This is a genomic window from Pseudomonas cimarronensis (assembly GCF_049331905.1).
Taxonomy (GTDB): domain Bacteria; phylum Pseudomonadota; class Gammaproteobacteria; order Pseudomonadales; family Pseudomonadaceae; genus Aquipseudomonas.
In genome coordinates this window covers 1,923,100-1,941,506 of the sequence record NZ_CP186283.1, presented here as the reverse complement: position 1 = coordinate 1,941,506, position 18,407 = coordinate 1,923,100, and the positions used below count along the sequence as shown (strand labels likewise).

Sequence of the window (18,407 nt, the reverse complement as noted above, 5' to 3'; positions counted from 1 at the left end):
TGATGATGAGCGCAAGACACTTTCTCTCGCTGATGGATTGCACACCGGATGAACTGGTGGGGCTGATCCGCCGCGGCATGGAGCTGAAGGACTTGCGCAACCGCGGCGTATTGTTCGAGCCGCTGAAGAATCGCGTACTGGGCATGATCTTCGAGAAAGCCTCGACTCGCACCCGCCTGTCGTTCGAAGCCGGCATGATTCAGCTCGGCGGCCAGGCCATCTTCCTCTCACCGCGTGACACCCAGCTGGGCCGTGGCGAGCCGATTGGCGACGCGGCCATCGTCATGTCGCGCATGCTTGATGCGGTGATGATCCGCACCTTCGCCCACAGCACCCTGACCGAATTTGCTGCCAACTCGCGCGTGCCAGTGATCAACGGCCTGTCCGATGACCTGCATCCCTGCCAGTTGCTCGCCGACATGCAGACCTATCAGGAGCATCGCGGCAGCATCAAAGGCAAGACCGTGGCCTGGATCGGTGACGGCAACAACATGTGCAACTCCTATATAGAAGCGGCCATGCAGTTCGACTTCCAGCTGCGCGTTGCCTGCCCCGAGGGCTATGAGCCGAACGCCAGATTCCTCGCGGCTGCCGGCGAGCGTGTGCAGATCCTGCGCGACCCGCGCGCTGCCGTTGCCGGCGCCCACCTGGTGAGTACCGATGTATGGGCCTCTATGGGTCAGGAAGATGAAGCCGCGCAGCGCATCAAGCTGTTCCAGCCCTACCAAGTCAACCGCGCACTGCTCGATGCGGCCGCCGACGATGTGCTGTTCCTGCACTGCCTGCCGGCGCACCGCGGCGAGGAAATCAGCGAAGACCTGCTCGACGACCCGCGCTCGGCCGCCTGGGATCAGGCCGAAAACCGCCTGCATGTGCAAAAGGCACTGCTCGAATTCCTGGTTGAACCGGCGTACCACCACGCATGAGCCAACCTCTGCTGAACCTGCGCGACCTGAGCTGCGGCTACCCCGGACACAAGGTGGTGCAGAACCTTAATCTGCATCTGAATGCCGGCGATATCGGCTGCCTGCTCGGCCCTTCTGGCTGCGGCAAGACCACCACCCTGCGCGCCATTGCCGGCTTCGAGCCGGTGCTGGAAGGCGAAATCCAGCTGGCCGATCAGGTCATCTCCAAAGCCGGCTTTACCCTGGCCCCCGAGAAACGTCGGATCGGCATGGTGTTTCAGGATTACGCATTGTTCCCGCACCTGAGCGTGGCCGAGAACATCGGTTTCGGCATCCGCAAGCAAGCCAATTGCGAGCGGGTTACCCAGGAGCTGATGGAGCTGGTCAAACTTGGCCACCTCGGCAAGCGTTACCCGCATGAACTGTCCGGCGGCCAACAGCAACGCGTAGCCCTGGCCCGTGCCCTGGCACCGGAACCACAATTGCTGCTGCTCGATGAGCCCTTCTCCAATCTGGATGGCGAGCTGCGCCGGCGCTTGAGCCATGAGGTGCGCGATATCCTCAAAGCGCGTGGTACCAGTGCAATTCTGGTGACCCATGACCAGGAAGAAGCCTTTGCCGTCAGCGATCACGTCGGCGTGTTCAAGGAAGGCAAGCTGGAGCAGTGGGACACCCCGTTCAACCTCTACCACGAACCGCTAACGCCGTTTGTCGCCAGCTTTATCGGCCAGGGCTACTTTATTCGCGGCCAGCTGCTCAGCCCGGACTCGGTGCAAACCGAACTGGGCCTGATCCGCGGCAACCGCGCGTATAACTGGCCAACCGGCAGCGCGGTGGACGTGCTGCTGCGTCCGGACGACATCGTGTATGACCCGGACAGCCCGCAAAAGGCCCTGATCGTCGGCAAGACCTTCCTCGGTGCGGCCACCCTGTACCGCCTGCAACTGCCAACCGGCAGCCAACTGGAGTCGATCTTCCCCAGCCACGCCGATCACCTGCCCGGCCAGCAGGTCGGCATTCGTGTCGCCGCCGACCATCTGGTGGTGTTTGCCGCGCCCGGCAGCATCGCCGCCCAGGTCAACCTGGGGGAGTCGGGCGTACGCCGCTACAGCAGTGACAGCTGACCTACTGCAACAGTAACCGGCCACTGGCCATCAACAGCGCCTGGCCGGCGATCTGCACCCGCTCACCAACCAGCTCACAGTGCAACTCGCCGCCGCGCGCCGAACACTGGAAGGCGCTCAGGCGGGTCTTGTCCAGACGCTGTGCCCAGTAGGGCGTAAGGATACAATGGGTTGAACCGGTTACCGGGTCTTCATTGATACCGATGGCCGGGGCGAAGTAGCGCGAGACGAAATCGTGCTGCTCACCCGGCGCACTGATCAACAGGCCAAGCCCCGGCAACCGCGCTACGGAAGCCAGGTCAGGCTTGCAAGCGCGTACCGCCGCTTCCGATGCCACAATCGCCAGCAATTCCTGAATGCCCTGCCCTTCATGCAGCGCCACCACGCTTTCAACTGGCACGCCCAGTGCCTGACTAACCTCTGCGCGCAGCTCACAGGGCTGCGCACGACGCACAGGGAAATCCAGCAGCAGCTGCGTGCCCTGCCGAGTCACGCGCAACGCACCAGACAAACAGGTGAAGTCGAGCACCTCACCCGGCTCGCCATACACCTCGAACAGTACATGGGCGCTGGCCAGGGTGGCATGCCCACATAACGGCACTTCGGCACTCGGGGTAAACCAGCGGATATGCCATGCAGCGCCTTCCCTTACCACAAAAGCGGTTTCCGCCAGGTTGTGCTCGGCGGCAATCTGCTGCATCAGCGCGTCGTCAAGCCAACTGTCCAGGCGATAAACCATCGCCGGGTTGCCGGTAAATGGTTGCGAGGCAAAGGCATCGACCTGGTGAAATTCAAGCTGCATGGGGCGCACTCCGCAGTCATCGTGGGCTGCAGCATGCCGAAAGCACAGCGGACATGCCCACTACAGAGGCAGCCAATTACAGCCATACAGATCGCTGTAATGTCCCAGCCACAGACAACACAGCGTGTGGACTGTCAGGGTGTCTGGACGCCATAAGCGGCCAGCAAGGCCTGCAAACGGCCATTGGCGCGGTAACGCTGCAACCCTTGCTCAAAAATCGCGACATAGCGCGGGCTAGACTCCAGTACCGGCGAAAACGCCAGGTAGATCGGCACATCCGGCGCCCGACAACCGGCCTCGCGCAAATCGCCGGCGCGCCCCTGGCTGGCCAGCATGGCTTGCATGACCCAGGCGTTTTCCAGCACCACATCCACGCGGCCATGGGTCAGCTTGCCGATATTCAAGGCCAAGGCCGTATCACCGGCGGCAATCTGAATGCGTTCGCTGTCGCCGTGATGCAGGGCGATATAGGTGTTCAGCTCATCACCGTAGCTGTAGTCATTAATCACCCCAAGGCGCTGCCCGGCGAGCGATGCGGTGCCGTTAAAGCGCCAGGTGGAATCCGGCAAGGTAAAAAAGCAACTACGTGACGACGCCACGGGCGTGGCACCAAAGAGAAAGTCAGGAGCGTCTTCGACGCCGGCACCGACAGCCGCATTCAACTCGCCACGCCGGACCATCTGCAGGGTACGTGCCCAGTTCAGCGCCTTGTACTGCACCTCGATACCCGCCTCGGTAAAGATTTCCCGAGCCAGTTCCACGAAGATGCCCGGCCGCTCAGAACCAGGCTGGCAATTCACCGGGCACCAGATGTCTCCGGCGATCACCAGTGTCTCGGCCCGCGCCAAGCCGGCCCAGGCAAGCAGCACCAGCATGCATCCACGCGCAACCAGCAAGCGGTATCTCGACATGCAGGGCTCCACGAGCAATAGGGTTGCCGGCAGTTTTACCACCCTCAGCCTTCGCTGCGCACCCTTTTCACCGCATCCAGCCAGCCGTCATAGAGTTTGCTGCGATGGCTGTCAGCCATGCGCGGCTCAAACCGTTGCTGACGATGCCAATGCCGGGCAATGCTGGCCAAATCCTTATAAAGCCCGGCTTGCAGACCGGCCAGGTAAGCCACGCCCAGCGCCGTGGTTTCCGTCACTTCCGGGCGCTCTACCGGCACGCCGAGAATATCGGCAAGAAACTGCATGACCCAGTTGTTCTCCACCATGCCGCCATCGACCCGCAGTGCACTCGGTTCGGCCGCACCGTCCTGGCGCATGGCTTCAAGCAGGTCACGGGTCTGGTAGCACACCGACTGCAGACCGGCGGTGACGATTTCCTTGATCCCGGTGTCGCGGGTCAGGCCGAAGATCGCACCACGGGCCTTCGGGTCCCAGTACGGCGCACCGAGGCCGGTAAACGCCGGCACCAGGTACACGCCGCAGGCATCACCGGTCTGCTCGGCCATCGCCTCGGTATCACGGGCATGGCTGATCAGCTTGATGCCGTCGCGCAGCCACTGCACGGCGGCGCCAGCGACGAAGATACTGCCTTCCACCGCATAGGTGACTTGGCCATTCAGCCGATAGCCAACCGTGGTCAGCAGGCGATTTTTCGAGATAACCGGTGTGCTGCCGGTGTTCTGAATCATGAAACAGCCGGTGCCATAGGTGCTTTTGACCATGCCCGGTTCGAAGCAGGCCTGACCGATCAGCGCCGCCTGCTGATCACCGGCCATGCCCTGCACCGGAATGGCGGCGCCGAGCAGACTGGCGTCGGTAATGCCGAAATCAGCGGCGCAATCGAGCACTTCCGGCAGCAGGCTGGCGGGAATCTCGAACAGCTTGAGCAGTTCCTCATCCCACTGTTGCGTGTGGATGTTAAACAGCAGGGTGCGCGAGGCATTGCTGGCATCAGTCTTGTGCGACTTGCCGCCGCTCAGGCGCCACAGCAGGAAGGAGTCCACGGTACCAAAGCGCAGCTCACCGAGCTCGGCGCGCTCACGGGCACCGGGCACCTTCTGCAGAATCCAGCGCAGCTTGGTGGCCGAGAAATACGGGTCGATCAGCAGCCCAGTTTTGGCCGCTACGGCTGCCTCATGCCCGGCGTCTTTCAGTTCGGCGCAATAGTCGGCGGTACGGCGGTCCTGCCAGACAATGGCCGGATGGATCGGTGTACCGGTCTGCGCATCCCACACCAGGGTGGTTTCACGCTGGTTGGTAATGCCAATGGCTGCCACATCACTGGCGCTCAGGCCGCTCTGTTTAAGCGCCTCGCGGCAGACCTTGAGGGTGCTCAGCCACAGTTCTTCGCCGTCGTGCTCAACCCAGCCATCCTGCGGGAAGTACTGCTTGAACTCCTGCTGAGCACGCGCAACGGGCAGGCCCTGGGCACTGAAAACAATCGCCCGGCTGCTGGTGGTGCCCTGGTCAATGGCAAGCAGGTATTGAGACATACAAGGTTTCCTTATTGTTATGGTGTCGAGCGACGTGTTCAGAGGCGGCCAATGGGGGCGAACACGGCCTGGGTCAGTTGCGCCAACACAGCGGCATCCAACTGCACCTCCAGTCCGCGCCGTCCGGCACTGACATAAATGCTGGGAAACTGCTGCGCCGATTCATCGATAAAGGTACGCAAACGCTTCTTCTGCCCCAGCGGGCTGATGCCACCGAGCAGGTAACCGGTCGCGCGCTGCGCCGCATTGGGGTCAGCCATATCGGCTTTCTTTACCCCGGCGGCCTGCGCCAGAGCTTTCAGATCAAGCGTACCGGCGACCGGCACTACAGCGACCAGCAACTCGCCTTTCTCACTGGCGGCCAGTAGCGTCTTGAACACCTGAGCAGGCTCAAGGTTGAGCTTTTCCGCCGCTTCCAGGCCATAGGAAGCAGCCTTGGGATCGTGGTGATAGCTGTGCACCTGGTGCGCAGCCTTGGCTTTTTTCAGCAGATCGATGGCAGGTGTCATGTTCGAATGTGAAAACAATCTGACAAAGTTGGCGTACCTTAGCCCAATTTGGCCGCGACGACAGCCTATAATGCCGCGCACTTCCGAGGAGTTTTCATGACCCTGCCGCCCCGCCAGCACGATATTCTCGAACTCGCCCGCGAACGCGGCTATGTCAGCATCGACGAGTTGGCTCAGGCATTTGCCGTCACCCCGCAAACCATCCGCCGCGACATCAATCAGCTCGCCGAACAAGGTCTGCTGCGCCGCACCCACGGTGGCGCAGCCAGTGAAAGCTCCAGCACGCAGAACACCGCCTACAGCATGCGCGCCGGGCAGATGCGCGATGAAAAACAGCGCATCGCCGCCGCGATTGCCGCGCAAATCCCCAACCACGCCTCGCTCTTCATCAACATCGGTACCACCACCGAAGCCATCGCCCGTGAGCTGCTCGGCCACAAGGGCCTGAAGATCATCACCAACAACCTGCATGTGGCGGCCCAGCTCAGCGCCAAAGCCGACTTCGAAGTGCTGCTGGCCGGCGGTACGGTGCGCAGCGACGGCGGTATCGTCGGCCAGGCGGCGGTGGATTTTATCCAGCAGTTCAAGGTCGATTTCGCCCTGGTCGGCATCAGTGGCATCGATGAAGACGGCAGCCTGCTCGACTTCGATTACCAGGAAGTGCGTGTCTCCCAGGCCATCATCAGCAATGCGCGCCAGGTATTTCTCGCCGTTGACTCCAGCAAGTTCGGCCGCAACGCTGTAGTGCGCCTGGGCTCGGTCGCACTGGTTGACCGCGTGTTTACCGATGCCGCGCCGTCCGCAGCCATAAACCGCCTGCTCAGCGAGCACAAGGTGCACCTCGACCTGGTGTAAGCCCGCCAGCACTGGCCTGGCACCTGCCTAACCAAATACCCCATTACCGACACCTGACAACCGCCGGGCGCGAAAACGCACTTCGGGGTGGCGAAGCCGTGCATATTCGACTAGCATATTTTCGAAAGTGAACATTTAAAGTTCAATACTGACTTTCTGGTGCCGCCATGCCGACTCGTTCCGCCAGCCTTACCCCACTCGCTGAAGTCTATGACCTTGCCGTGATCGGCGGCGGTATCAATGGTGTCGGGATTGCCGCCGATGCTGCTGGGCGCGGCCTGTCCGTGTTCCTTTGTGAAAAGGACGACCTGGCGCAGCACACCTCGTCGGCCAGCAGCAAACTGATCCATGGCGGCCTGCGCTACCTGGAGCATTACGAGTTCCGCCTGGTGCGCGAGGCATTAGCCGAGCGTGAAGTGCTGCTGAACAAGGCCCCGCATATCGTCAAACCCATGCGTTTTATCCTGCCGCACCGCCCACACCTGCGGCCGGCCTGGATGATCCGTGCCGGGCTGTTTCTCTACGATCACCTGGGCAAGCGCGAGAAGCTGGCCGGCTCACGCGGCCTGCGTTTTGGTGCCGGCAGCCCGCTACAAGCTGAGATCAGCCGCGGTTTCGAATATTCCGATTGCTGGGTCGATGACGCCCGCCTGGTGGTGCTCAATGCCATGGCTGCCCGCGAACAAGGCGCCCACGTACACAGCCGCACCCGTTGCGTCAGCGCGCGGCGCAGCAAAGGCTTGTGGCATATCCATCTGGAACGCAGCGACGGCAGCCTGTTCTCGATTCGCTCTCGCGCGCTGGTCAATGCTGCAGGCCCCTGGGTCGCAAAATTTATCCGTGAAGACCTGAAACAGGAATCGCCCTACGGCATTCGCCTGATTCAGGGCAGCCATATCGTCGTGCCGCGCCTGTTCGATGGCGAGCAGGCCTACATCCTGCAAAACGAAGACCGTCGCATCGTCTTTGCCATCCCCTATCAGGAGCGCTTCACCCTGATCGGCACCACGGACCGCGAGTACCAGGGTGACCCGGCCAAAGTAGCGATCACCGATGAAGAAACCGACTACCTGCTGAAGGTGGTCAATGCCCACTTCAAGAAGCAGACGCAACGCAGCGATATCCTGCACACCTATGCCGGCGTACGGCCGCTGTGTGACGACGAATCGGACGATCCTTCGGCAGTCACCCGCGACTACACCCTGTCACTGTCCGCTCATCCCGGAGAAGCACCACTGCTCTCGGTGTTCGGCGGCAAGCTCACCACCTACCGCAAGCTAGCCGAATCAGCGCTGGCGCAACTGGCGCCGTTTTTCCCCAAGATGGGCCCAAGCTGGACTGCCAGCAGCCTGTTGCCCGGTGCCGAGCAGCTGGACAGCCAAAGCGCACTGGTGGAAGCCCTGTGCGAACGTTTCGGCTGGCTGCCCACCTCACTGGCGCGGCGCTGGGCCAGCAGCTACGGCAGCCGCAGCTGGGTGATGCTCAAAGGCGTGAGCAACCTCAGCGACCTGGGCGAACACCTGGGTGGAGGGCTGTATGCGCGTGAAGTTGACTACCTATGCCAGGAAGAATGGGCCATGCAGGCGGACGATATTCTCTGGCGGCGCAGCAAACTCGGCCTGTTCACCACCCCGGCGCAGCAAGTCAAGCTCGACAGCTACCTGCGCCTCGAATCGCCGCACAGCCCGGAAGATGCACACGCTGCCTGAACACCCGTGCAGATAAATCAGCGCCCTGAATAATGCTGGTCCGTAGCGTGGCCACCCTATGCCAGGCATAAAAAAGGGCGACCTAAGTCGCCCAAATTGCCTTGCGTGCCCCTTCGAACCGATTCAAAACCTGCTGCACGGGCCTTGAATCGATCCTCCCCGGCAGAATCAGCCCTGCTTGCGCTTGTGCGAATCCTGCCAGATGAAATAACCGACACCGGCGAAGAAGGCGACCATCAGACCGACGGTGCCGATACCGGCGAGAACTACGACATCGATAAACATGGTTGCCTCCTGCTGTGAAGCCTGTGTGGGTATGGCTTCAAGTTAACAGGGGCTGCAGGGGCGCCATTGATCCAGATCAACAAGCGGCGGGCGCTGGCGGGATGAGGCTTTGATTAGCTGATCCAGATCAACAAATCTGCCTTTGTCAGAACGGTTTCAAGGCTTTTTCGGTTTGCCCTTGGGCTTTTTCTTGCCCTTGGGCAACGGCAGGGCCTGCTCGAACGCATCGCGCATTTCATTGAGTTTCTTGTCGCGCAGGTCATGGATGCGCTTGTCGCGCTCGGCTGCGAAATCAATCAGCTTGTCGTCTTTGCTCATGGTCTCGGCTTGATCAAACGAAAGGTCAGATTCAGACGTGGCGCACAGGGGCTGCGCGTCTTCGCCACTTGATGCTGCCAATGATGCTGGGTTGGCCCGCGCATGACCAGCAGCGAACCATGCGACAGCGACAATGAATGCTCAATGCGGCTCTGCCCTTTGCGGCGCAAATCAAAGCGCCGCGTGCCGCCCAGATTCAGTGAAGCGATCAGCGGATTGGCGCCCAGCTCCGCCTCGTCATCACTGTGCCAACCCATGGAGTCCTGCCCATCACGGTAATAGTTGAGCAATACGCCATTCAGGGGCTGCCCCACGGCCTGCTCCACCTGCGCACGAATCTGCGCCAACAGCGGAGTCCAGGGTAACGGCTGATGGGTTAACCCCGAATAGCGGTAACTGGCCTCGGCGTCTCCGTACCAGGCCACCAGACGCGGTACCGGCAGTTGCCGCCCGTAAATCTGCACCTGCGGCTGCTGCCAGGGCGTCTGCGTGGTTAACGCGGCCAGCCATTGGTCGGCGGTCGCCACATCCAGCCACGGCGCATAGAACTGCAAGTCGGCGTCAGGCAACTGCAGGGGGCTGTCGGCAAATAGATCCACGAAACAAGACTCGAACAGACGAAGCACCTAGTGTGCCCAGCTTAGACTTCCACATCCACCCACAAGCCCTGCCGCGGCAGTTCACTGACCACCGCCTCGTCGGCCTCGGCCACTTCGCCTTCGGCCAATTCTTCCGGGGTGTAGCCATGTCGGCGCTGGCGGCGGCGCTGCTCCTCGCGCAGCATCATCTCGGCTTCCTGCGGATGGCGCTTGTCCAGACTCACGCCACTTTCCTTGGAGCTTTCCGCAGAAGCGGTAACCGGCGGGATTTCCGGGCGCGGCTTGACCACGTCCTGCTGGACAGTCACCGGTACCAGGCTGTGGGGGATCGGCGGCAGCATCTATTAGCCCTCCTTTGGTCAGACTGTCGGCCAGCCAAGCCGCGACTTGAGCCATGCCTCACTACACTTTTGAGTGATCTGAACACACAAAGTGCCCAATACCCAGCAATGCGCCTTGGGCCTGAACCCTGGGTTCCGTTAACATAGTCGGCTTTTTTACGCGGGAGACAAGCATGGCGCAGTATGAACCGGGGCAACGCTGGATCAGTGACAGCGAGGCGGAGCTGGGTTTGGGGACCGTTCTGATGCAGGACGGCCGCATGCTCACCATGCTCTACCCGGCCACCGGCGAAACCCGTCAGTACGCCCTGCGCAATGCACCGCTGACCCGCGTACGCTTCTCGCCGGGCGATGAGATCACCCACTTCGAAGGCTGGAAGCTGACCGTACAGGAAGTCGACGACATCGACGGCCTGCTGGTCTACCACGGCCTCAATGCCCAGCATGAAAGCGTCAGCCTGCCGGAAACCCAGCTGTCGAACTTTATCCAGTTCCGCCTGGCCAGTGACCGCCTGTTTGCCGGGCAGATCGACCCGCTGCCCTGGTTCGCCCTGCGCTACCACACCCTCGATTACACCAGCCGCCAGCTGCAATCCAACCTTTGGGGCCTGGGCGGCGTGCGTGCGCAACCGATTGCCCACCAGCTGCACATCGCCCGCGAAGTCGCCGACCGCATCGCCCCGCGCGTCTTGTTGGCCGACGAAGTGGGCCTGGGTAAAACCATCGAAGCCGGTCTGGTGATTCATCGCCAGCTGCTCTCCGGACGCGCCAGCCGCGTGCTGATCCTGGTGCCGGAAAACCTCCAGCACCAGTGGCTGGTGGAGATGCGCCGGCGCTTCAACCTGGATGTCGCGCTGTTCGATGAAGAACGCTTTATCGAAAGTGACGCCAGCAACCCCTTCGAAGACTGCCAACTGGCGCTGGTCGCCCTGGAATGGCTGTGCGAAGACGACAAGGCCCAGGACGCGCTGTTTGCCGCTGGCTGGGACCTGATGGTGGTCGACGAAGCGCACCACCTGGTCTGGCACCCGGAACATTCGAGCCCGGAATATGCGCTGGTTGAACAGCTGGCCCAGGTCATCCCCGGCGTACTGCTGCTAACCGCCACCCCGGAACAACTCGGCCAGGACAGCCACTTCGCCCGCCTGCGTCTGCTCGACCCGAACCGCTTCCATGACCTGGCCGCGTTCCGTGCCGAGAGCGAGCACTACAAACCGATTGCCGAAGCCGTGCAGGAACTGCTCGACCAGGGGCGCCTGTCGGATGCCGCGCACAAGACCATTCACGACTTCCTCGGCGCCGGCGGCGAAGAGCTGCTGGCCGCGGTGAATGCCGGTGATAGCGAAGCCTCGGCGCGCCTGGTGCGCGAGCTGCTGGATCGCCATGGCACTGGTCGCCTGCTGTTCCGTAACACCCGCGCCGCCGTGCAGGGCTTTCCGGACCGTGAAGTGCACCCCTACCCGTTGGCCAGCCCTGATGAATACATGGAGCTGCCGATTGGCGAGCATGCCGACCTCTACCCGGAGGTCAGCTACCAGGCGCAGCCGGATGTCGATGAAGAACAGCGCTGGTGGAAATTCGACCCGCGCGTCGAGTGGCTGATCGACACCCTGAAGATGCTCAAGAAGTTCAAGGTGCTGGTGATTTGCGCCCACGCCGAAACCGCCATGGACCTGGAAGACGCCCTGCGTGTGCGCAAAGGCATCCCGGCTACGGTGTTCCATGAAGGCATGAGCATTCTGGAGCGCGACCGCGCCGCCGCCTACTTCGCCGATGAAGAATTCGGTGCTCAGGTGCTGATCTGCTCGGAAATTGGCTCGGAAGGTCGTAACTTCCAGTTCGCCCACCATCTGGTGCTGTTTGACCTGCCAGCTCACCCGGATCTGCTTGAGCAGCGCATCGGCCGCCTCGACCGTATCGGTCAGAAGCACCGTATCCAGCTGCACGTGCCGTACCTGGAAAACAGCCCGCAGGAACGCCTGTTCCAGTGGTATCACCAGGCGCTGAACGCCTTCCTCGCCACCTGCCCAACCGGCAACGCCCTGCAACATCAGTTCGGCAGCCGCCTGCTACCGCTACTGGAAAGCGGCGACGACGGTGAGTGGCAAGCCCTGGTTGACGAAGCCAAAGCCGAGCGCATTCGCCTAGAAGGTGAGTTGCACGCCGGTCGCGACCGCCTGCTAGAGCTCAACTCCGGCGGTGCCGGTGAGGGTGAAGCGCTGGTAGCGGCGATTCTCGAGCAGGACGACCAGTTCGCCCTGCCGATCTATATGGAGCAATTGTTCGACGCCTTCGGCATCGACAGCGAAGACCACTCCGAAAATGCCCTGATCCTGCGCCCCAGCGAGAAAATGCTGGATGCCAGCTTCCCCCTCGGCGACGACGAAGGTGTGACCATCACCTATGACCGCGACCTGGCTCTGGCCCGCGAGGACATGCAGTTCCTCACCTGGGAACACCCCATGGTGCAAGGCGGCATGGACCTGGTGCGTTCCGGCTCGATGGGCAACACCGGCGTGGCGCTGATCAAGAACAAGGCGCTGAAACCCGGCACCGTGCTGCTGGAACTGCTGTATGTCAGCGAAGTGGTGGCGCCACGCACCCTGCAGCTGGGCCGCTACCTGCCGCCGATCGCCCTGCGCTGCCTGCTCGATGCCAACGGCAATGACCTGGCCAGCAAGGTGTCCTTCGAGAAGCTCAACGAACAGCTGGAGCCTGTGCCACGCGCCAGCGCCAACAAGTTTGTCCAGGCCCAGCGCGACAGCCTCAACCCGCTGATCAATGCCGGCGAAAGCAAGGTGGCGCCACGCCATAGCGAACGCGTCGACGAAGCCAAGCGCCGTCTGGCCGCCGAAACCGACGAGGAACTGGCGCGCCTGATCGCCCTGCAAGCGGTCAACCCCAGTGTGCGCGACAGCGAACTCAACGCCCTGCGTCAGCTGCGCGAACAAGGCCTGGCCATGCTCGATAAGGCGGCGTTGCGTTTAGAAGCCATTCGCGTGCTGGTCGCCGGCTAAGCGTTGCAAATGAGCATCAGGCGCACGCAGGTAGGTTGGCGCTGAGCGCAGCGAAGCCCAACAGGCATTGATTGGTGTCGTTGGGCTTCGTCGCTTTGCTCCTCAACCCAACCTACGTGCAGGTAGTTTCAACGGGCTGCTAGAGTCAGAAGCATCACTTCTGTCACTCCAGCCCACAGGAGCTTTCCGTGCCTGCACGCGCCGCCTCGCGTCGGTTTCGTCATAGCCTCGGCGGGCTCTGCCTGCTGGCGCTGCTTCTGCTTCCCCTGCTGCACCTGTGGCCCGCGCTCAGTGGGTTGAACAACGCCCACCTCGACTGGCTGATCCGCCAGCGCGCCGCCGAACAGACGCCTGACCCACGCCTGCTGCTGATTGATATCGATGATCTGAGCCTGCAAGTGCTGGCCGGTGAAGCCGGTAAATGGCCGTGGCCGCGCTCGCTGCATGGCGAACTGCTGGAATACTTGCTGAGCCAACAGCCCAAGGCCGTGGCCTTCGATATCCTGTTCAGCGAGCCCGACCAATTCAACCCGGACGCCGACAGCTACTTTGCCGAAGTGCTGCAACGCAGCGACAACACCTACCTCGCCGCCCTGGTCCAGCAAGCCGACGAAGGCAGCCAGCCGCCACTGCTGCGCGACTATCCTGCATCCACCTGGCAAGCACCAGGGCAACGCGGCGCCGCCGATCAGCGCGGCTTGTTGCTACTGCCCAACGCCTTCCCCAGTGAACTGTGGCGCCTGGGCAGCATCAACTTTCGCCCCGACGCCGACGGCATCGGTCGCCGCTATGAGCTGTACCGCAGCTTTGCCGACTGGCGTTTACCTAGCATGCCTGCGCGTATCGTGCATGACCTGACCGGCAGCTTGCCGCAGCAACAGAGCCTGCTGCTGGACTGGCCCGGCAACACACGCCTGCCTTACCCACGCTTGCCCTACGCCGCCGTGCTGGCAGCGGCGCGCAACCAGGGCGAGCCGCTGGCGGCCGAACAATTCAAGAACCGCATCATCGTCATCGGCACCACCGCAGCCGGCTTGCATGACCTGCGCCCCACCCCGCTGGACACCCTTTATCCGGCGCCATTTATCCTGATGACCGCCATCGACAACCTGCTCAACAACAGCCAGTTGCGTGAAGCGGACAGTTGGCTGGAACTGCTTGGTCCGCTGCTGCTATTGCTCGGTCTGAGCCTTCTGCTACTGCGCGAGCAACTGCACGCGGCGTTCGCCCTGTGCCTGTTCGGCAGCCTGGCGCTGTTTGTCGGCAGTTACTGGCTGGCCTTGCAGGGCACGCTGCTTGGCGTGCTGCCGGGGCTGATCTGCCTGTGGCTGCTGCTGGCCGCCGCGCTGGCACTGTTCTACCTACGCCGACGCCAACAATTACAGGACACCATTCGCCTGTTCAGCCGTTTTATGGACCCCGTGGTGGTTAATCAACTGGTGTCGCGCGACGACCCGGAAGCCCTGCTGGCGAGCAAGGAGTGCCAGCTGACCGTGCTGTTTTCCGACATCCGCAACTTCACCACACTCTCCGAACAACACACGCCGGCAGAAATCGTTCGCCTGCTCGAAGGCTATTTCAGCAGCCAGGTGGAGGTGCTATTCAAGCATCAAGCGACCCTCGACAAGTTTATCGGTGACGCCATCATGGCCTTCTGGGGCGCACCGCTGGACAACCCGCAACAGGCCGATCAGGCCATTCTGGCGGCCATGGAAATGCTCGATAACCTCGACGCCTTCCGCCGCGAGTACAACTGCCCGGATTTCGATATCGGCATCGGTCTGCATACCGGCCCGGCGGTAGTCGGTCTGGTCGGCGCCCAGCAGCGCTATGACTACACTGCAATAGGCGACACGGTGAACCTGGCCAGCCGCATCGAAGGGCTGACCAAGGGTCGCGCCCATCTGCTGATTTCTGCCGCCACCCGTGAGGCCTGCACGCTCGATCTGGACTTCGTGCCCCAGGGCGAACACCAGGTAAAAGGTCGCGCCGAAGCCGTAATGCTCTATGAACCGCGAAGGAGACATGATGAATAAAGGCCTCTGCAGTGCCCTTGCGGCGCTGATATTCAGTTTCTACGGCTTCTCGGCGCTGGCCGAAGTACGCCAGGCCCATACCCTGCAAGACAGCGCCCTGCGTGCCGAACCCAGCGCCGCGGCTGCCAGCGTGGGCCAGGTCAGCAAGCAGAGCCAGGTTCAGGTTCTGGAACGTCAGGGCGGTTGGTATCAGGTCGAAACGGCCAGCGGTCAGCGCGGCTGGCTGCCCCTGCTCAGCCTGCGTTTCGCCAAGGATGCCCAGGCCGGACGCAGCAATGACCTCGGCGGTCTGCTCAAGCTCGGCAACCAGACCTCGCCTGCCGGCGGTGTGGCCACGGGTATACGCGGCATCAGCGATGAAGAACTGCGCAGCGGCAGTGCCAACACCTCAGCCAGCGTACAGAGCCTGGATGCCTTTGCCGCCAGCCCGAGCGAGGCGCGCAGCTTCGCCCAGCAAGGCGGTCTGCGCAGCCAGAACCTGCCCTACGCGCGCTAACCGGGAGGATGCGACATGCCAACAGCCATCTCAGTGCTCAAATATGCCGGCCTGCTCGGCCTGATCGTCAGCCTCAGTGCCTGCCAGGGGCTGGAAGGCGTACAGGTGCAAGGGGTCGACCTGGGCAAACTGGCCAGTGCCGGCCAACACCTGACCAACATGGGCCAGAAAAGCGTCGATGAAGAGCGGGTGATCGGGCAGAACACCGCCACCATCCTGCTAAGCAAGGCGGCCGTGCTCAACAACCCGCCACTGCAGACCTACGTCAACCGCGTCGGCCTGTGGGTTGCGCAGCACAGCGAACGCCCCGACCTGCCCTGGCGTTTCGTCGTGCTCGACAGCCCGCAGGTGGCCGCCTACGCCGCCCCCGGCGGTTACGTATTCATCACCAGCGGCATGCTCACACGGATGAACAGCGAAGCCGAACTGGCCGGGGTACTGGCCCACGAAGTGGCGCATGTGGTGCAGAAACATCATCTCCAGGCCATTCAGCAACAGGCCCAGACCGGCCTGCTGACCGACCTGGCCACCCTGGCCGTACAAGCCGGCGCAGCTGACAAGGGCGGCAGCCATGCCGGTGAGCTGACCGACCGTTTTACCCGTAGCGTCAGCGACCTCTACAGCCGTGGCCTGGACCGTGGCGACGAGTACGAAGCCGATGCCATGGGCGCGGTGATTGCTGCACGTGCCGGCTACGACGCCTATGGCTTGGCCGGGGTACTGCAAACACTCGGCACCACCCGCCAGGATGATGCTGCGCTAAGCAGCTTCCTCAAGGTGCACCCGGGCATTGATGACCGCCTGCAGCGCCTGCAACCGGTCTATCTGTATATCGATAAAACCGCCAGCGGCCCGACCCAGAGCCTCGACGCCCGCTATCAGCAGGCACTCAAAAGCAATCGCTAAATCCGCCCCCACGTCAATGCGAGTGGGGGTGTTCGCGAGTGCATGAGGGTTCGTAATCACACACGTGGTGACTGAACGGCGCAGTGGTATGCGAGCCCGGCGCTCCCGTAACCTGGAAGCAGCGGTTGTTGATAAACAGCTGCACCAGTTCGGCATCGAGCAAGCCGCTCTGCGCCTCGCTCTTGAGGATATCCAGGGCACGTTCGAGTGGCATCGCCGGTTTGTAGGGCCGATCGGCTGCCGTCAGGGCATCGTAGATATCGCAGATGGTCATGATCCGTGACGCACAGGGAATCGCATCCCCGATCAGGCCTTTTGGATAGCCGCTGCCATCGAGCTTTTCATGGTGCGCCCCGGCGATATGCGGTACCCCCTGCAGATCCGGCGTCCAGGGAATCAGGCTAAGGAACTGCTGGGTGTGCACCACATGCCGCTCGATCTCTTCGCGCTCGGCTGTGGTCAAGCTGCCCTTGCGCACGGCAAGAGCACTGAACTCGCCTTCGCTGAGCAGGCTGACCAGGCAATTACCAGGTGCCTTGACCAACTCGCCCTGCACTTCCTGCAAGTGCTGAAAATCCCCTTCGCTGAGCATGCTCGGCTCGTTGGCCTGAATGATGTTGCTCAGGTAACGCTCCAGCCGTTCGCATTCGTAAGCCAGTTCGGCTTCCAACTGCAACCGCCGCTCCTCGCTCAGACCACCCTGCTGACGGTAGGCCTGGAGCATCTTGCGCAGGGTCTGGTTGTGCAGGTTCTCCTGCGCCAGGGCCACTCGGTAACGCAGGTTCTCCAGCACCTGCTCGGGCAGTTTCTTGGCCTTGACCAGCACATGCTCGCGCACCCCGACCTTGCCAAAATCATGTAGCAAAGCGGCATAACGCAGCTCTCGCAGACCGTCATCAGCCAGTGCCTGCTCACGCAGACGGCTGCTCGGCGCATGCGGTAGCTGATTGGCCAGGGTCAGGCAGAGTTCGGCCACCCGGAAGGAATGGCCACTGGTGGTCGGGTCGCGCTGCTCGATGGCAAACACCGAGGCCTGCACAAAACCATCGAACAACCGGCTGATGTCATCCAGCAACTGACGATTCTCGATGGCCACCGCGGCCTGGCTGGCCAGAGCACGAAGGGACACGGCGATTTCTTCATCGAAGGCAATCAGCTCGGGCTCGAACGACTCACTGCCCTTGCGCTGACGGTTGATAAACTCCAGCACCCCGACCACTTCATGGCGGTGATTGAGCATGGGTATCGCCAGGATCGACATAGTGCGATAGCCCATCTGCAGGTCGAAGGAACGGTTGAAGCGATACGGCGCGTCAGCCGCAATCGCATACACGTCTTCGATATTCAGCTCCGTGCTGGTCAGCGCCACATAGCCGGCAATCGAGGCTTTGCTCAGCGGCATGCGCTGGTCCTGAAAACTGTTCTGGCTGAGCGTGCCGTTCTGCGTCAGTTTGAAGATCAGCTGCGCCGGTGCATCCGCACGCCGACTGATCAGAAACAGCGAGGCCGCGTCGCTGTTGGACAAGCGCCGCCCCTCAACCAGGATCTTTTCCAGCAGGCGATCAAGGTCGCGCTCGGCCGACAGCGCCAGGCCAACGTCCACCAGTTTGCTCAGGTCATCGTGTTTACCCGCCAGGGCGGCGGCCAATTGCTCAGTCTGATGACGCAGACTGTACTGCTCGCCAGCAAAACGCAGCAGTGCCGACAGCTCATCACGGCTGGCCGTGGGCGGTAGCGGCAATACACCTGGCTGATCCATACAGCCCACCAGAATCGCCCCACAGCCCAGCCAGTCGGCCAGGGGCCTGAGCGCCAGCAAGCTGTCGTCCAGCAGAATCACCGCCAGCCCGTCTGGCAGGCCATCGGGTGAATCGAGCCTCTGCAAGGTCAGTGGGCACTGGCCCAACACAGTAAACAGCGGGTGCTCGCCTAGCGCGTGGCTATGGCCCAGCACCAGGGAGGAAGCGCCCATGGTGGTTATCCTCAGTCGCAGTTGCGTGACAGCAGTGCGACTGAGTATTGCACAGGATTTAGCCACTGCCCGGCCGTCCGGCGCATGCCG

General features: G+C 62.1%; 17 protein-coding genes. 8 read left to right on the top strand and 9 right to left on the bottom strand.

All coding sequences use genetic code 11. From position 1 onward, the window contains the following. Window positions 1–5 precede the first annotated feature (5 nt). Window positions 6–926 carry an ornithine carbamoyltransferase gene (argF, locus tag ACOCLD_RS09015; protein ID WP_422911640.1) on the top strand — a complete coding sequence of 307 codons (921 nt, stop codon included), beginning with the start codon at window positions 6–8 and terminating at the stop codon, window positions 924–926. Next, complete coding sequence (locus tag ACOCLD_RS09010; protein WP_257778016.1) at window positions 923–2,029, top strand: ABC transporter ATP-binding protein; 1,107 nt, start codon at window positions 923–925, stop codon at window positions 2,027–2,029. Before argF ends, ACOCLD_RS09010 begins: the two co-directional genes overlap by 4 nt. 1 nt (window position 2,030) lies before the next feature. Here ACOCLD_RS09010 and ACOCLD_RS09005 read toward each other — a convergent pair whose 3' ends face one another. The 4 genes from ACOCLD_RS09005 to ybaK form a co-directional block, all read right to left on the bottom strand. Continuing rightward, window positions 2,031–2,831 carry a PhzF family phenazine biosynthesis protein gene (locus ACOCLD_RS09005; RefSeq protein WP_422911639.1) on the bottom strand — a complete coding sequence of 267 codons (801 nt, stop codon included), beginning with the start codon at window positions 2,829–2,831 and terminating at the stop codon, window positions 2,031–2,033. Between the two features lie 134 nt (window positions 2,832–2,965). Then, window positions 2,966–3,742: a substrate-binding periplasmic protein gene (locus ACOCLD_RS09000; RefSeq protein ID WP_257778014.1), complete on the bottom strand. Its 777-nt coding sequence runs from the start codon at window positions 3,740–3,742 to the stop codon at window positions 2,966–2,968. Between the two features lie 44 nt (window positions 3,743–3,786). Further along, the gene (glpK, locus tag ACOCLD_RS08995; protein WP_422911638.1) at window positions 3,787–5,274 is read right to left on the bottom strand and encodes a glycerol kinase GlpK; all 1,488 of its coding nucleotides are present in this window, start codon (window positions 5,272–5,274) and stop codon (window positions 3,787–3,789) included. 38 nt (window positions 5,275–5,312) lie between these two features. Beyond that, window positions 5,313–5,783, bottom strand: a complete 471-nt coding sequence (gene ybaK / locus ACOCLD_RS08990; RefSeq protein ID WP_233684159.1) for a Cys-tRNA(Pro) deacylase — start codon at window positions 5,781–5,783, stop codon at window positions 5,313–5,315. Window positions 5,784–5,879: 96 nt separating this feature from the next. Here ybaK and ACOCLD_RS08985 point away from each other — a divergent pair, with 96 nt between their 5' ends. Further along, the gene (locus tag ACOCLD_RS08985; RefSeq protein WP_257778012.1) at window positions 5,880–6,638 is read left to right on the top strand and encodes a DeoR family transcriptional regulator; all 759 of its coding nucleotides are present in this window, start codon (window positions 5,880–5,882) and stop codon (window positions 6,636–6,638) included. 167 nt (window positions 6,639–6,805) lie between these two features. Beyond that, entirely contained in the window at window positions 6,806–8,347 is a 1,542-nt protein-coding gene (gene glpD, locus ACOCLD_RS08980; protein ID WP_422911637.1) for a glycerol-3-phosphate dehydrogenase, read from the top strand. A 168-nt stretch (window positions 8,348–8,515) separates the two neighbouring features. On the opposite strand, the gene ccoM is transcribed toward glpD, so the two are convergent. From ccoM to ACOCLD_RS08960, 4 genes are all read right to left on the bottom strand, one after another. Beyond that, complete coding sequence (gene ccoM, locus ACOCLD_RS08975; protein WP_275941110.1) at window positions 8,516–8,632, bottom strand: cytochrome c oxidase subunit CcoM; 117 nt, start codon at window positions 8,630–8,632, stop codon at window positions 8,516–8,518. A 156-nt stretch (window positions 8,633–8,788) separates the two neighbouring features. Continuing rightward, the gene (locus tag ACOCLD_RS08970) at window positions 8,789–8,950 is read right to left on the bottom strand and encodes a hypothetical protein (protein WP_090248299.1); all 162 of its coding nucleotides are present in this window, start codon (window positions 8,948–8,950) and stop codon (window positions 8,789–8,791) included. Further along, entirely contained in the window at window positions 8,947–9,549 is a 603-nt protein-coding gene (locus ACOCLD_RS08965) for an alpha-ketoglutarate-dependent dioxygenase AlkB family protein (RefSeq protein WP_422911636.1), read from the bottom strand. Before ACOCLD_RS08965 ends, ACOCLD_RS08970 begins: the two co-directional genes overlap by 4 nt. Before the next feature lie 41 nt (window positions 9,550–9,590). Then, entirely contained in the window at window positions 9,591–9,890 is a 300-nt protein-coding gene (locus ACOCLD_RS08960) for an aspartate-semialdehyde dehydrogenase (RefSeq protein ID WP_257778010.1), read from the bottom strand. A 173-nt stretch (window positions 9,891–10,063) separates the two neighbouring features. Here ACOCLD_RS08960 and rapA point away from each other — a divergent pair, with 173 nt between their 5' ends. From rapA to ACOCLD_RS08940, 4 genes are all read left to right on the top strand, one after another. Next, window positions 10,064–12,907: an RNA polymerase-associated protein RapA gene (rapA, locus tag ACOCLD_RS08955; protein ID WP_422911635.1), complete on the top strand. Its 2,844-nt coding sequence runs from the start codon at window positions 10,064–10,066 to the stop codon at window positions 12,905–12,907. Window positions 12,908–13,095: 188 nt separating this feature from the next. Next, window positions 13,096–14,943, top strand: a complete 1,848-nt coding sequence (locus ACOCLD_RS08950) for a CHASE2 domain-containing protein (RefSeq protein ID WP_422911634.1) — start codon at window positions 13,096–13,098, stop codon at window positions 14,941–14,943. Continuing rightward, on the top strand, window positions 14,936–15,439 hold the full coding sequence (locus tag ACOCLD_RS08945; protein WP_422911633.1) for an SH3 domain-containing protein: 504 nt from the start codon (window positions 14,936–14,938) through the stop codon (window positions 15,437–15,439). Before ACOCLD_RS08950 ends, ACOCLD_RS08945 begins: the two co-directional genes overlap by 8 nt. 15 nt (window positions 15,440–15,454) lie before the next feature. After that, window positions 15,455–16,345: a M48 family metalloprotease gene (locus ACOCLD_RS08940; RefSeq protein ID WP_422911632.1), complete on the top strand. Its 891-nt coding sequence runs from the start codon at window positions 15,455–15,457 to the stop codon at window positions 16,343–16,345. 13 nt (window positions 16,346–16,358) lie between these two features. Here the strand turns inward: ACOCLD_RS08940 and ACOCLD_RS08935 are convergent, their stop codons facing one another. Then, on the bottom strand, window positions 16,359–18,317 hold the full coding sequence (locus ACOCLD_RS08935; RefSeq protein ID WP_422911631.1) for an HD domain-containing phosphohydrolase: 1,959 nt from the start codon (window positions 18,315–18,317) through the stop codon (window positions 16,359–16,361). Between the last annotated feature and the right edge of the window lie 90 nt (window positions 18,318–18,407).